Source organism: Caulobacter sp. GW821-FHT09B11, from assembly GCF_059418205.1.
Genome location: NZ_JBWKPK010000003.1, coordinates 83,560 through 96,265, shown reverse-complemented (window position 1 = coordinate 96,265; position 12,706 = coordinate 83,560). Strand labels below are relative to the sequence as shown.

Genomic DNA, 12,706 nt, shown 5'->3' with positions numbered 1-12,706 from the left:
GGAGGCGACGATGCGCAAGATCCTGTCGGCGTTGCTGGTCGCCACGGCCCTGGGCCTCACCGCCTGCGCGGAGAAGGAGCTCTATGGCGGGCTTTCCGAGCGCGAGGCCAACGAGATGGTCGCCGTGCTCCAGAACGCCAATGTCTCGGCTTCGAAGAGCAGCAAGGACGGCAAGGTCTGGGCGCTGAAGACTCGGGCCGAGCAGTTCTCCTCGGCCGTGGCCGTGCTGCACGACCAGGGCTATCCGCGCGACAAGTTCGAGAGCCTGGGCGAGGTGTTCAAGAAGGAAGGCTTCGTCTCCTCGCCGATGGAGCAGCGGGCCCGGCTGATGTACGGCCTGAGCCAGGAACTCAGCCAGACCATCTCGTCGATCGACGGGGTGGTTCAGGCCCGGGTGCACATCGCCGTGCCCGAGGCCGACCCGCTGGCCGAGCAGCAGAAGCCGTCCTCGGCCTCGGTGTTCATCCGCCACAACCCAGACGTCGACCTCTCCGGCCAGGTGGGGTCGATCAAGGCCCTGGTCACCAACTCCATCGAGGGCCTGCCCTACGACAAGGTGACGGTGGTGATGTTCCCCGCCAAGCCGGTGATGGCCGCCGCCCCGGTATCGCCGATCAAGAGCTTCACTATGCCGGCCATCGCCATACTGGCGGCGATCGGCGGGGTGGGGGCCTATGTCGTCAGCCGCACCAGCCGTTTCAGGCCGCGCCGCAAGCTGCGGACCCTGGCCGAGCCGACGGGCCCCACCGCATGAGCGCCCGGGCTGATCGCGAACGGCTGGGCGCCCAGGCCAGGCTGCTGACGAGCGTCGGCGCGCCGGGCGGCGTGGGTCCGCGCGCGGCGCGCCTGGCCCGGCGGCTGGCCGGCCGACCCGAAACCGTCCTGGCCTTCGCCGACATCGCCGCCGCGCCCGACTGGGCCGCCTGGCCGGCCGAGCGTCGCGCCCGCCTGGCCGACTTCGCGGCGGCGGCGGCCTGCACGGCGGCGCTGCAACGCTCGATCGACGGCCGGCGGCTGGCCCGTGTGGCGCGGCGCATCGGCGAGGCGGCGCTGGACGCGGTCCTGGCCTCGCCCCCGGGCCTCGTGCCCGCCATCCCCCAGGCCGAGGCGGCCCTGGCCGACGACACGGCCTTCGCGGCGCTCGGCGCGGCCGTCCTGCTGGCCGAGGTCGCCGACCGGCCCGCTGCCGCCGATCGCCTGCGCGATCTCTTCGACGTCGTCCCCCTGGCGCTCGATCCCGAGCGTGGACGCAGCGCGGCCCACGCCGCGCGGGGACTTTTCATGGCCTTCGAGGCCGGCGCGCTGGAGGCCGCCGCATGACCTATCTGCTGCTTTCCTCGGGTCCCTCGGGCGCGCTGCTGACCGACCAGCCGGTGATCCGCCGCGAGGACGTCGGCGCGGTGCGCGACGCGGCCGAGCTGACCGCGACCCTCGACGCCCTGCGCCAGGCGACCCGCGAGGCCGCCCTGCGCGACGGCTTCGCCCAGGGCCATGCCGAGGGAACCGCCGCCGCCGCCCGCGAGACCGCCCAGGTGCTGGCGAGCGTCCACGCTGCGCTCCAGGTCGAACGCGACCGCCTGCGGACCAGCGCCGGCGCCCTGGCCCTCGACATCGTCCGCCGCATCGCCGCCGGCCTCGCGCCCGACGAGGTGCTGGCCGCCCTGGCCGAGCAGGCCGCCCGCGACCTGCTGCCCGAAGAGCCGATCCGTGTCCGCGTCGCGCCCGAGGCGGCCGGAGCGGTGACCCGCCGCCTGTGGTCGATCGACGCCCGCATCGAGGTGGTCGGCGACGTCGACCTGCCGGCGGGCGACTGCGTGCTCGACACCCCCTCGGGCCGTACCCACGCCGGCCTCGAAACCCAGCTGCGGGCTCTCGAAGCCGTGTTCGCCGCCCCCGCCGGCGAGGCCGCCGCATGAGCCTGGACGCCGATACCGACGCCCGCCTTCGCGACGTCCTGCGCGGCGCCCGCACCGTCGAGCGGCGAGGGCGTGTGGCCCAGGCCTTCGGCACCACCGTCCGCGCCACGGGACTGGACGTCCGCATCGGCCAGGAGTGCGAGATCGTCGACCGCGCCGGCGGCCACGTGGTCAAGGCCCAGGTGGTCGGCCTCGACGGCGGGGCTGCGATCCTGACGCCCCTGGCGCGGCTGGAGGGCGTGGCGGTCGACGCCGAGGTGGTGGCCGGTCCGCGCCGCAGCGAGATCGGGGTGGGCGAGGGCCTGCTCGGCCGAGTGCTCGACGCCCATGGCGAGCCGCTCGATGGCCTCGGTCCCATCACCGGCCTGCTGCGGCCGTTCCCGGTCTATGGCGAGGCGCCAAACCCGTTGGCCCGCCCGCCGATCGCCAAGCCCTTCGCCACCGGCGTGCGCAGCGTCGACGCCTTGCTGACCACGGGCGAGGGCCAGCGCGTGGGCCTGTTCGCCATGGCCGGCGGCGGCAAGTCGACCCTGCTGGGCATGTTCGCCCGCCACGCCCGCAGCGACGTCAACGTCATCGCCCTGATCGGCGAACGCGGGCGGGAGGTGCGCGAGTTCCTCGACGACTGCCTGGGGCCGGAGGGCCTGGCCCGCTCGGTGGTCATCGTCTCGACCTCCGACCGCCCGGCCATGGAGCGGGTGCGCGCCGCGCACGTCGCCACCGCCATTGCGGAAGGGTTCCGGGCCGAGGGGCGTAGGGTCATGTTGCAGATGGACAGCGTCACCCGCTTCGCCCGCGCCCTGCGCGAGATCGGCCTGTCGGTCGGCGAGCCGGCCGTGCGCCGGGGCTTTCCGCCGTCGGTCTTCGCCGAACTGCCGCGCCTGTTCGAACGGGCGGGGGCGATCGAGGGCGGGGCGATCACCGCCTTCTACACCGTGCTGATCGAGGACGAGGAGGGCGGCGATCCGGTCGGCGAGGAAGTCCGCTCGATCCTCGACGGCCACATCTATCTGTCGCGCAAGCTCGGCCAGGCCGGCCATTATCCTGCCATCGACGTCGCCGCCAGCCTCAGCCGGGTCTTCCCGCGCGTCACGGGGCCGGAGCAGCAGGCCGCAGCTTCGAAGGTGCGCGGCTGGATGGCCAAGTACGCCGAGATCGAGTTCCTGCTCCAGATCGGCGAGTACAAGCCCGGCGGCGACCCGCTGGCCGACGAGGCCATCGCCCGCCGCACCTTCATCACCAACCTGCTGCGCCAGGGCGCGCACGAGGCCGTCGCCTTCGACCAGGCCCTCGCCGCCCTGATGGAGACGGCCGCATGAGCGCCGCCCGCGTCCAGGTCCAGGCCCTGACCCCGGTGGTCAAGCTGCGCGAGCGCCGCGTAGAGAGGGCCATGCGCGAGGCCGCGCAGGCCCGCCGCAAGGTCGCCGACGCCGTCATGGCGCTGGAGACCCGCGACCGGGTGATCGCCGCCCACGACCTGGCCAAGGCCCGGCTCGACGACTGGTTCGCCGGCGGCCTGTCGGGCGCGGCCCACCTGATCGAGGCCGCCCTGGCCCGCCGCGAGGCGATCGCCACGGCCCGCGACGCCGACCAGCGCCTGCGCGACCAGGAGGCCGTGGCCCTGGATCTGGCCCGCGAGGATCTCGCCGTCGCCCTGCGCGACCTCGCCCGCGCCCAGGGCCGCTTCGACGCCATGAGCGGCCGCCTGGATCTCGCTCGCGCCCTGGTCGCCGCCGACCGCGAGGCCCGCGAGCAGCTTGAGATCGAGGACGCCGGCGCCCTGAGGAGAATTCGATGACCGCCATCCGTGACAGCGCCCCGTCCGAGCGTTCCAGCCCGTCCAGCCAGCGGTCGTCCTCGTCCGACCAGGCCGCGCCCTGGCGCGGCGCCGAGTTCCAGGCCGCCCTGCAACAGGCCGCCGAACGTCGCGAACCCGCCGCCCGCCAGCCCGCCCGCGCCGAGCGCCAGAAGGAGGCCAAGCGCGACGAGAAGGAGGAGGGCGCGAGTGTGGATCTTTCCGCCCTGCTGGGACCCGCCCGCGAGTTCAAGGATATCGCCTCGAACTCCGAACCCGCCGGCGTCGACGCCCTCGCGGCCCTGACCCGCCAAGGCGGCGAGGCGGTCGACATCCCGGTGACCGGGCCGGCCACGGCCAGCGCCGCCGAGATCGAGGCCTTCGCCGCGGCCATGGACCAGGCTTGGCTGGCGGCCGGCGGCGACCGCAAGGCGCTGGCCCTTGGTCTGGCCGACAAGAACTCGCTGCTGACGGGCCTTGGCCTGGCGCGCGGTCCCGACGGCGCCGTCTCCCTGACCCTGGCCGCCCGGCCGGACGCCACGCCCGAGGTGACCAAGGCCCTGGAGGCCCTGCGCAAGCGGCTGGAGGTGCGGGGCCTGGCCCTGGCCGACCTCTTCGTCGAGGCCGACGACGGCCTGGATCCGGAAGCGTTGATCCGGAGGGTGCGGTGACGCAACGCGCCCCCCCTCAACTCCCGTCATTCCCGCCCTTGTGGCGGGAACCCCTCTGTCAGCCGCTAGGGCAGCCGAGGCGGCGTGCCGAGCACGCCGCTAGCATCTCACGTGTCAGCGGAACCAGGGGTTCCCGCCACAAGGGCGGGAATGACGGGATCATTTTGGCTGGGGGTCGTTCCTCCCTACCTCAACGGCAACCCGAACCGCCCCCGATCGGCCTCCGCAGCCCGAGCCACGGCCCGGGCCACCTCGGCCGGGGGATCGCCGGCGCCCCAGCGGTCGGCCAGGATCTCGATCAGCCGGCGGCTCTGGGCGTTGTGCAGGCCCTCGGTCGGGTCGGCGGCGTCGGCCCGCAGCTTGTCGATGTAGAGGCCGGCCGCCTTGGGCGAGGCCGAGACGAGGTCCAGCAGGTAGGTCGCCGCCGTCTCGAAGGCCTCCGCGTCCAGCGGCGCGTCGGCGATGTCGCGCACCAGCCAGACGCACAGGAACTCCAGCGGGCCGACCTTGCGGCTGTTGCTCAGCAGCGGCCCACCCATGCCCAGACTGGAGAAACCGCCCGCGCCCCAGGCCGGCACGCGCGCGGCGGGCAGGCGGGCGGTCAGCAGGGCCTGGGCCAGGGTGTCGGCGACCAGCGCCTTGACGTCCGGCTCGCCGAAATGGGCCACGGCCGCCAGCAGCTTGGCGAAGCCGGGATAGAGCGCGTCGCCCAGGTCGGTGCAGACGCGCTCCAGCACGTCGACGCGCCGGTCCAGGCTCGGCTGGCCCTGCAGGCCCTCGACCAGGGCCTGGGCGGCGCCGAACCAGTCGGGCTCGGATTTGAGGATGCGGTCGGCGGTCACGCCCTGACGCTAGCGTCAGACGAAGCCGTTGTCGCGGGCGTCGGTGAGGCGGTCGGCCACGGCGCGAGCCGCGTCGTCCAGATCGCGCGAGACGCGCGACAGGCTGATGCGGCCGTCCTGGCGCGAGAAGCCGGAGAAGTCGCCGAAGGCCTGGGCGCGCGAGGGCTCGCCGGCCGGGGAAATCCCCGAAAGGCCGTGGCTCCAGACGCCGGAAACGGACGGGGCGTCGATGCGGCTGGCGGACATGGCAAACTCCTTCAGTCTCTCGATACGAAGATCAACGCGCCGCCGCCAGTCGGGTTTTCCCTAGGAGGAAGGCCCGTCGGGGTCTCCCGACACAGGGGGAAGGTCGCATGACCGGTCTCGCCACCTTGCTGGCCCACTCGGCCGAGGCTGAGGCCCTGGAGGCGCTCGACCTCGCCGTCGCCGCCTTCGAGGACGCCGCTGTCCCGCGCCTGGCTTGGCGCACGGCCGCCTTCGCGCGGCTGACGCCGGGGCTCGCCCCCGGCCAGGCCCCGGCCGGCGGCCTGCTGGCGGCGGTCGAGGCCGCCCAGCGCGGGGAGGGCGGGCTGCATCCGCTCGACCTCGACGGCCAGGCCTTCGAGGCCCGCACCGTCGCCGGCGACGGCCGCGTCCACCTGATCCTCTCCAGCGCCGCCGAGCGCCGGCAGGCCGAGGCCCGGCGCCTCGCCGACCGCGAACGCCTGCTGCTGACCTCGCGCGTCATGTCGGTGGGCGAGATGGCGACCATGATCGCCCACGAGCTGAACCAGCCGATCGGCTCGATCGCCAACATCGCCCGGGGGCTGAAGGCCCGGCTGTCGCGCGGCGCGCTGTCGAAGGAGGAGGGCGTCGAGGCCCTCGACCGCGCCGCCGAGCAGGCGCTCTACGCTTCGGGCGTCATCCAGCGGATGCGCTCCTTCGTCGAGCAGCGCCAGCCCCAGGTGGAGCCGCTGGATCTGCCCAAGCTGGTCCGCGCCACGCGGGACCTGCTCGACTGGGAGATCGCCCGCGACAAGGTCGTCGCCCGCGTCCGCTTCGACGCCCTGCCGCCGGTGCTGGGCGACGCGGTGATGATCCAGCAGGTGCTGGTCAACCTGGCCCGCAACGGCCTGGACGCCATGCGCGGCCGGCCCGGCCCGCGCCGCCTGACCATCGCCGCCGGACCCATGGAAGGCTCCGACCGCATGGTCGAGCTGACCGTCGCCGACAGCGGTCCCGGCGTCGACGCGGCCGCCGCCGACAAGATGTTCTCGCCGTTCTTCTCGACCAAGCCCGGCGGCATGGGGGTGGGGCTCGGCATCTGCCGCTCGATCGTCGAACTGCATCGCGGGCGGCTCTGGCACGCCCCGGATCCCGAGGGGGGAACCGTATTCCACATCGCGCTGCCCGCGGCGCGCCAGGAGGAGCCATGACGACCCCCTCGACATCCACACTGGACGTTCCGCCGCCGCCCCTGGGCGCGGTCTGCCTGGTCGACGACCACGGCGAGTTCCGCCAGTCCGCAGCCTGGTGGCTGGAAAGCCTGGGCTACGCCGTCTCCACCTTCGACGGCGCCCGGGCCTTCCTCGACGCCGGCGAGCCGCCGGCCGGCGCCTGCCTGCTGCTCGACGTACGCATGCCCGACATGTCGGGGCTGGAGCTGCTCGACGCCCTGAAGGCTCGCGGCTGCCAGCGGCCGGTGATCTTCATGACCGGCCACGGCGACGTGCCCCTGGCCGTCGAGGCCATGCAGAAGGGCGCCGTCACCTTCCTGGAGAAGCCCTTCCAGGAAGCGGCCTTGGAGGCTGCCCTCGAACGCGCCTTCGCCCAGGCGCGCCCGGCGCTCCGCCCCGGCCAGGAGGCCTACGCCGGGCGCGTCGCCGGCCTCACCGACCGCGAGCGCGAGGTCATGGCCCTGGTGGTGGCCGGCAAGGTCAACAAGGTCATCGCCTACGAGCTGGGCATCAGCCCCAAGACCGTCGAGCTGCACCGCTCGCGGATCATGACCAAGATGGAGGCCGCCAGCCTGACCCGGCTGGTGCGCATGGCCGTCACCGGCAGCGTGGACGACGACGCATGAGCGCCTTCCTCGACCTCGAAGCGGGGGAGGGCGCCGGTCCCGCCGCCGACCTGTCCGACCTCGTCGCCCGCAACCGCGCCCTGGCCATGCTGGCCGCCCTGCGCGCGCCGGGCCTCGTCACCCGCGTCGCCCTCGATCCCGAGCCCGGCCCCGGTCCCTGGATCCTGTTCGAAGCCGGCCAGCGTCTGGCGATCCGCGAGCTTGCCGGCGCCGCCTTCGCTCCGGCCGACGACGCCGAACTGCTGATCGGCCTCGACCGCATCGAGCCGGTCGTGGCCGCCATCGAAGCGGCGACTACCGAGAGCCTCGCGCCCCTGAGCGTCGAGGCCGATGCGCCCGACGGCCTGCTGGCCCTGTCGATCGAAGCCCTGGCCCAGGACGGCGCGCCCTTCGCCCGCTTGGTCCTGGCCGTCGATCCGCAGGCCGCCCGCGCCTGGCCCGAGCCGATCTTCGACCCCTGGGCGCCGGGCGCGCACCTGGCCGTGCCCGCCGCCGGCCCGCTGGTGCTGGACGGCCCGGAGCTGCCGGCGGCGACCGCCGCCTCCCTGCGCCCCGGCGACATCGTGCTGACGCCGCTGTCGGCCTCGCGCCCGGGCCTGGCCAGCCTGACCCTGTTCGACCGTCGCCTGGTCGGCCGGTTCGACCTTTCCCACCATCGCTTCACGCTCAACGCCATCGAGGAGAGCGCCATGGCCCCGCCGCCGCTCGACATCGCCGTCGTCCCCACGCAGGACGTTCCCACCGACGCCGCGCCGGTCGCGCCCGCCGACCTGCCCGTGCCGCTGAAGGTGCTGCTGGGCGAGGCCAGCCTGCCGCTGTCGGAGCTGTCGGGCCTGCGGCCCGGCGCGACCGTCGTCCTGGCCGGCCCGCGCGAGGACGCCCCCGCCGTGCTGCTGGCCGGCGGCCGCCCGATCGCCCGCGGCCGCCTGGTGCCGGTCGGCGAGGCCTGGGGCGTGCTGGTCGAAACCATAGGCGGCGAGGGCTGAGCGCAGATGGACCTCTCGCAGTTCTCGCCCGGCTCGGCCCTCATCACCGTCATCCTGCTGGCGCTGGCGCCGTTCGTGGCGGTGATGGTCACCTCGTTCACCAAGATCGTCGTCACGCTCAGCCTGCTGCGCAATGCGCTGGGCCTGCAGCAGGTGCCGCCCAACATCGTGCTCAACGGCCTGGCTTTGATCCTGACGCTCTACGTCATGTACCCGGTCGGCCAGCAGATGGCCGCCGCCAACCAGGGCGTCAAACCGATCGCCGCCGTCAGCAGCGACACGCAGGCCCTGTTCACCTACGCCGACAAGGCCAAGGAGCCGCTGCGCGAGTTCCTGATCAAGCACTCCACGCCGCGCGAGCGCGCCTTCTTCCTGAAGACCGCCCAGCGCATCAACGGCCCGGAAACGGCCCGCGCCCTGACCCAGCGCGACTTCATCGTCGTCGTCCCGGCCTTCACCGTCTCGGAGCTGGCGGCCGCCTTCCAGATCGGCTTCCTGATCTTCCTGCCATTCCTGATCATCGACCTCGTGGTGTCCAACATCCTGCTGGCCATGGGCATGATGATGCTGTCGCCAACGACCGTGTCGCTGCCGTTCAAGCTGCTGCTGTTCGTGCTGATCGACGGCTGGGTGAAGCTCGCCCACGGCCTCGTGCTGTCCTACACGTAGGGAGGGCCGCGTCATGCTGAACGCCCAGGCCATCGAGCTCGTCAACCAGGCCCTGTGGCTGGTGCTGATCCTGTCGGCCCCGCCGATCATCGCCGCCTCGCTGGTCGGGCTGTTGGTGGCGGTGATCCAGTCGGCCACCCAACTGCAGGAGCAGACCCTGCAGTACGCGGCCAAGTTCTTCGCCATCGTGCTGACTATCTTCGTCACCGCCAGCCTGCTGGGCGGCACGCTCTATCGCTTCGGCGACCGGGTGTTCACCGAGTTCCCGGCCATGGTCCGCCGATGAACACGCCCGACTGGCTGGGCGCGATCTTCTCCAACACGATGGTGCTCGCGGTCGGCGCGACCCGGGTGGCGGCCGCCTTCATGCTGCTGCCGCTGCTGTCGCCCGAGACCGTGCCGGCCCTGGTGCGCAACTCGATCTTCCTGGCCTTCGGGATCATCGTCATCACCCTCCAGCCGCAGGTCGCCCAGATGGAGCTGCCGACGGTCCAGTGGATCCTGATCTTCGGCAAGGAGGCGGTGATCGGCCTGGTCATCGGCTTCTTCTTCGGGACCATGCTGTGGGCGCTGGAGGCGGCCGGCCAGATCATCGACGCCAAGGTCGGGGCGACCATGGCCCAGGTCGTCGATCCGCTCAGCGGCCACCAGACCTCGCTGACCGGCGAGTTCCTGGGCCGCCTGGCCAACTTCGTCTTCATGTTCTCGGGCGGCCTGCTACTGATGGTCGGGGTGATCCTCGACAGCTACGCCATCTGGCCGATCGGCAGCCTGACCCCGGTGCTGTCCTTGCGCAGCCTTTCCCTGTTCGAGGGCGAGTTCTCGCGACTGATGGTGATGGCGGTGATGCTGTCGACCCCGGCGCTGATCGTGCTCTACCTTGTCGACGTCGGCCTTGGCCTGATCAACCGCTACGCCCCCCAGCTCAACGTCTTCTCCCTGGGCCTGGCCATCAAGTCGTGGATCGCCACGGCGGTGGTCCTGGCCATGCTGACGGGCCTCGTCCAGCTGCTCCTCAACGAGATCGGCGCGCGGCCGGCGACGATCTTGCAGGTGCTGCGGGGGCTGGACGGGAAGGGGTAGGGCGCTTCGCGCGCCCCCTCAGTCGCTTCGCGACAGCTCCCCCAGAGGGGGCGCATCTTGAAGCCGGCGCTCATAGATCCTCCCCCTCTGGGGGAGGTGGCCCGAAGGGCCGGAGGGGGCGCCGCAGGCGCTAGGGTTTTCCCTGATGGGGTACGCCCCAGCTATCTCGACGGCCCCGCTCGGCGCCACCTTTCGTCGCAGGCCGCGCGGCGGCGATGAGAGAGGGTAGGAGCGATGACCACCATCAACGGGTCGCTGAGCACGGCGATCAACAGCGCGATCCTGACCGGGATCGGGGCCGAGCTCGGCAAGTCGCTGGGCAGCTTCGGCGCCATGCAGTTCACCCTGGGCGCCATCGTCGCCGGCCTGTTCCAGCCCGCGCCCGCCCAGCAGCCCTTCACCGCGACCATGCCCGGCGAGGGCAAGGCCGAGATCGACATCGGCGACGGCTACACCCTGTCGATCAACGAGGCCAATTCCGAGATCGTCGTGCGCGACGCCGACGGCAACGCCACCCGCGTCTGGGGCGACCCCCACGTCAGCTACAACGGCGAGCACATCGGCGACTTCTGGGGCACGACCACCTTCCAGCTCGAGAACGGCACGAAGATCACCATCAACACCGAGACCTCGAAGTGGAACAACATGACCTACGCCGAGCAGGTGGTGGTCACCCGCGGCGACCAGGCGATCGTCATCGACGGGGTCAGCGAGCAGACCAGGGGCGACTTCTCCGTCACCCTGGGCGGCAACGGCTACGCCCTCGACGCGGCGCATGACGACGGCCTGGTGATCCACGAGGACGACGCCTCGGCCACGGGGTGGACCAGCAGCATCGACGGCGGCGCGGTCGGCCAGGCCGATTTCGACCTCACCAAGCCCGGGGCCGAGGGCCTGCGCGAGACCCTGCAGACCTTCCATGCGGGCCTGGGCCTGCTGCTGACCGGCTGGCTGCTGGGCGCCGGCGCGGGTCTTGGCCTGTCGGCCGACGCCTCGGTCTCCGCCCGCGCCGCCGAGCGGTTCCCGCTGCTGAACCTCTAGCCGCGATCTCCGTCCGGTCCTTTCCGCCGCGCTTGATTTGCCAAACGCCGCAAATCATCGTCGGTAGGCGGAAAGGATCTGGGGGCGGTCGATGCGCGCGCGAATGAAGTTGCTGGCGAGTGGTCTCGCGATGGCGGCCGGGCTGTTGACGCTCTCGTCCGCCCTGACCCCCGCCCTGGCGGCTCCGCCGGCCCCCTCGGCCGAGGCGCGCGCATCGGCCGCCTTCGACGCGGCGCTGAAGAACCGCGCCGCCCTGCGCCTGTTCCTCCAGGCCATGCCCAAGGGCGGCGACCTGCACAATCACCTGTCGGGGACGCCGTACGCCGAGGACTTCCTGGCCTGGGCCGACGCCGACGGCCTGTGCGTGACCACCGACGTCCAGCCGGCCCTGGCCAGCGGACCGTGCGACGCCCCCGGCCGCAAGCCCGCGCGCGGGCTGGCCAAGGCCGATCCGGCCCTCTACGCCCGAGCGGTCAACTCGCTGTCGATGCTGAACTACAACGCCGGCGCCGACGGGGCCCAGGCTTCCGGTCACGACCAGTTCTTCTCGACCTTCGGCCGGTTCGGGGCGGTGACCGAGAACAACCTGCCGGCCATGCTGGCGGTGGTCCGCGAATACGCCGCCGGCGACCGTGTCGGCTATGTCGAGACCTCGGTGAACCCCGGCGCCATCTACGATCTAGTGAACAAGGTCCGCGGTTCCGCATGGGACGGCGACATGGCCAAGGCCTTCGCCGCGCTGGAGCCGGGCATCCCCGACCTCGTCGCCAAGGTCCGCGCCGAGATGGACGCCGCCGAGGCCGAGTCCGACCGCCGCCTGGGCTGCCAGGTCCAGAAGCCGCGCCAGGGCGCCTGCGCCGTGGCGCTGGGCTACCAGGCCTTCGCCGTGCGCATCCTGGCGCCGCAGGTGGTGTTCGCCCAGCTGACGGCCGCCTTCGCCCTGGCCGACGCCGACCCGCGCTTCGTCGGGGTCAACATCGTCGCCCCGGAGGACAACCCGACCTCCCTGGCCGACTACCGGCTGCACATGCAGATGCTGGCCTTCCTGCACGCCCGCTATCCGAAGGTGAAGCTGTCGCTGCACGCCGGCGAGCTGACCCTGGGCCTGGTGCCGCCGCGCGATCTGTCGTTCCACATCCGCGAGGCGGTCGAGGTGGCGGGCGCGGCGCGCATCGGCCACGGCGTCGACATCGCCCATGAGGCCGACGCGCGGGAGCTGCTCGCGCGCATGGCCCGCGACAAGGTCGCCGTCGAGATCAACCTGACCAGCAACGACGTCATCCTGGGCGTGAAGGGCGCCGACCACCCGCTGCACCTCTACCGCAAGGCCGGCGTGCCGGTGGTGCTGTCGACCGACGACGAGGGCGTCTCGCGCATCGACCTGACCAACGAGTATCTGCGCGCCGCCACCGAGCAGGGCCTGACCTACCGCGACCTCAAGGCCATCGCCCGCGACAGCCTGGAATACGCCTTCGTGCCGGGGAAAAGCCTGCGCGGAACCACCGTGTGCGCCAAGCCGGGCAACGCCTGCGAGGCGTTCCTGGGCGCCAACCCGAAGGCGCAGCTGCAATGGAAGCTGGAGCGGGAATTCGAGGCGTTCGAAGCGACCCACTGATCCCTCTCCCCTTGCGGGAGAGGGTG

General features: G+C 72.5%; 16 protein-coding genes. 14 read left to right on the top strand and 2 right to left on the bottom strand.

What is annotated here, in order from left to right; all coding sequences use genetic code 11:
• Positions 1 to 10 precede the first annotated feature (10 nt).
• The 6 genes from sctJ to AC07N1_RS02760 are packed head-to-tail and all read left to right on the top strand — an operon-like array spanning position 11 to position 4,382.
• Positions 11 to 754, top strand: coding sequence for a type III secretion system inner membrane ring lipoprotein SctJ (gene sctJ, locus AC07N1_RS02785; protein ID WP_494670397.1), 744 nt, complete (start codon positions 11 to 13; stop codon positions 752 to 754).
• Positions 751 to 1,320, top strand: a complete 570-nt coding sequence (locus AC07N1_RS02780; RefSeq protein ID WP_494670396.1) for a hypothetical protein — start codon at positions 751 to 753, stop codon at positions 1,318 to 1,320. Before sctJ ends, AC07N1_RS02780 begins: the two co-directional genes overlap by 4 nt.
• Positions 1,317 to 1,916: a FliH/SctL family protein gene (locus AC07N1_RS02775; protein ID WP_494670395.1), complete on the top strand. Its 600-nt coding sequence runs from the start codon at positions 1,317 to 1,319 to the stop codon at positions 1,914 to 1,916. Before AC07N1_RS02780 ends, AC07N1_RS02775 begins: the two co-directional genes overlap by 4 nt.
• Entirely contained in the window at positions 1,913 to 3,235 is a 1,323-nt protein-coding gene (locus tag AC07N1_RS02770) for a FliI/YscN family ATPase (protein ID WP_494670394.1), read from the top strand. The genes AC07N1_RS02775 and AC07N1_RS02770 overlap by 4 nt, the downstream gene beginning before the upstream one ends.
• The gene (locus tag AC07N1_RS02765) at positions 3,232 to 3,714 is read left to right on the top strand and encodes a hypothetical protein (protein WP_494670393.1); all 483 of its coding nucleotides are present in this window, start codon (positions 3,232 to 3,234) and stop codon (positions 3,712 to 3,714) included. Before AC07N1_RS02770 ends, AC07N1_RS02765 begins: the two co-directional genes overlap by 4 nt.
• The gene (locus tag AC07N1_RS02760; RefSeq protein WP_494670392.1) at positions 3,711 to 4,382 is read left to right on the top strand and encodes a hypothetical protein; all 672 of its coding nucleotides are present in this window, start codon (positions 3,711 to 3,713) and stop codon (positions 4,380 to 4,382) included. The genes AC07N1_RS02765 and AC07N1_RS02760 overlap by 4 nt, the downstream gene beginning before the upstream one ends.
• 185 nt (positions 4,383 to 4,567) lie before the next feature.
• Here AC07N1_RS02760 and AC07N1_RS02755 read toward each other — a convergent pair whose 3' ends face one another.
• Entirely contained in the window at positions 4,568 to 5,224 is a 657-nt protein-coding gene (locus AC07N1_RS02755; protein WP_494670391.1) for a hypothetical protein, read from the bottom strand.
• A gap of 15 nt (positions 5,225 to 5,239) precedes the next feature.
• On the bottom strand, positions 5,240 to 5,470 hold the full coding sequence (locus AC07N1_RS02750; RefSeq protein ID WP_494670390.1) for a hypothetical protein: 231 nt from the start codon (positions 5,468 to 5,470) through the stop codon (positions 5,240 to 5,242).
• A 107-nt stretch (positions 5,471 to 5,577) separates the two neighbouring features.
• Here AC07N1_RS02750 and AC07N1_RS02745 point away from each other — a divergent pair, with 107 nt between their 5' ends.
• The 8 genes from AC07N1_RS02745 (at position 5,578) to AC07N1_RS02710 (ending at position 12,680) form a co-directional block, all read left to right on the top strand.
• A complete protein-coding gene (locus tag AC07N1_RS02745) occupies positions 5,578 to 6,639 on the top strand; it encodes a sensor histidine kinase (protein ID WP_494670389.1) in 1,062 nt (353 codons plus the stop codon).
• Positions 6,636 to 7,286, top strand: coding sequence for a response regulator transcription factor (locus tag AC07N1_RS02740; protein ID WP_494670388.1), 651 nt, complete (start codon positions 6,636 to 6,638; stop codon positions 7,284 to 7,286). The genes AC07N1_RS02745 and AC07N1_RS02740 overlap by 4 nt, the downstream gene beginning before the upstream one ends.
• Positions 7,283 to 8,272, top strand: coding sequence for a FliM/FliN family flagellar motor switch protein (locus AC07N1_RS02735; protein WP_494670387.1), 990 nt, complete (start codon positions 7,283 to 7,285; stop codon positions 8,270 to 8,272). The genes AC07N1_RS02740 and AC07N1_RS02735 overlap by 4 nt, the downstream gene beginning before the upstream one ends.
• 6 nt (positions 8,273 to 8,278) lie before the next feature.
• Positions 8,279 to 8,941, top strand: a complete 663-nt coding sequence (gene sctR, locus AC07N1_RS02730) for a type III secretion system export apparatus subunit SctR (RefSeq protein ID WP_110119752.1) — start codon at positions 8,279 to 8,281, stop codon at positions 8,939 to 8,941.
• 13 nt (positions 8,942 to 8,954) lie between these two features.
• Entirely contained in the window at positions 8,955 to 9,227 is a 273-nt protein-coding gene (gene sctS, locus AC07N1_RS02725; protein ID WP_494670386.1) for a type III secretion system export apparatus subunit SctS, read from the top strand.
• Positions 9,224 to 10,024: a type III secretion system export apparatus subunit SctT gene (sctT, locus tag AC07N1_RS02720; protein WP_494670385.1), complete on the top strand. Its 801-nt coding sequence runs from the start codon at positions 9,224 to 9,226 to the stop codon at positions 10,022 to 10,024. The genes sctS and sctT overlap by 4 nt, the downstream gene beginning before the upstream one ends.
• A 234-nt stretch (positions 10,025 to 10,258) precedes the next feature.
• A complete protein-coding gene (locus AC07N1_RS02715; RefSeq protein WP_494670384.1) occupies positions 10,259 to 11,065 on the top strand; it encodes a DUF1521 domain-containing protein in 807 nt (268 codons plus the stop codon).
• Between the two features lie 145 nt (positions 11,066 to 11,210).
• A complete protein-coding gene (locus AC07N1_RS02710) occupies positions 11,211 to 12,680 on the top strand; it encodes an adenosine deaminase family protein (protein ID WP_494670383.1) in 1,470 nt (489 codons plus the stop codon).
• Positions 12,681 to 12,706 lie beyond the last annotated feature (26 nt).

Excerpts from the sequence above, each read along its gene's own strand:
- AC07N1_RS02780 (WP_494670396.1), top strand. The coding sequence starts at position 751 with ATGAGCGCCCGGGCTGATCGCGAACGGCTGGGCGCCCAGGCCAGGCTG.
- AC07N1_RS02765 (WP_494670393.1), top strand. The coding sequence starts at position 3,232 with ATGAGCGCCGCCCGCGTCCAGGTCCAGGCCCTGACCCCGGTGGTCAAG.
- AC07N1_RS02740 (WP_494670388.1), top strand. The coding sequence starts at position 6,636 with ATGACGACCCCCTCGACATCCACACTGGACGTTCCGCCGCCGCCCCTG.
- sctS (WP_494670386.1), top strand. The coding sequence starts at position 8,955 with ATGCTGAACGCCCAGGCCATCGAGCTCGTCAACCAGGCCCTGTGGCTG.
- AC07N1_RS02715 (WP_494670384.1), top strand. The coding sequence starts at position 10,259 with ATGACCACCATCAACGGGTCGCTGAGCACGGCGATCAACAGCGCGATC.
- AC07N1_RS02750 (WP_494670390.1), bottom strand. The coding sequence starts at position 5,470 with ATGTCCGCCAGCCGCATCGACGCCCCGTCCGTTTCCGGCGTCTGGAGC.
- AC07N1_RS02735 (WP_494670387.1), top strand. The coding sequence starts at position 7,283 with ATGAGCGCCTTCCTCGACCTCGAAGCGGGGGAGGGCGCCGGTCCCGCC.
- AC07N1_RS02775 (WP_494670395.1), top strand. The coding sequence starts at position 1,317 with ATGACCTATCTGCTGCTTTCCTCGGGTCCCTCGGGCGCGCTGCTGACC.
- sctT (WP_494670385.1), top strand. The coding sequence starts at position 9,224 with ATGAACACGCCCGACTGGCTGGGCGCGATCTTCTCCAACACGATGGTG.
- sctJ (WP_494670397.1), top strand. The coding sequence starts at position 11 with ATGCGCAAGATCCTGTCGGCGTTGCTGGTCGCCACGGCCCTGGGCCTC.
- AC07N1_RS02770 (WP_494670394.1), top strand. The coding sequence starts at position 1,913 with ATGAGCCTGGACGCCGATACCGACGCCCGCCTTCGCGACGTCCTGCGC.
- sctR (WP_110119752.1), top strand. The coding sequence starts at position 8,279 with ATGGACCTCTCGCAGTTCTCGCCCGGCTCGGCCCTCATCACCGTCATC.
- AC07N1_RS02745 (WP_494670389.1), top strand. The coding sequence starts at position 5,578 with ATGACCGGTCTCGCCACCTTGCTGGCCCACTCGGCCGAGGCTGAGGCC.
- AC07N1_RS02760 (WP_494670392.1), top strand. The coding sequence starts at position 3,711 with ATGACCGCCATCCGTGACAGCGCCCCGTCCGAGCGTTCCAGCCCGTCC.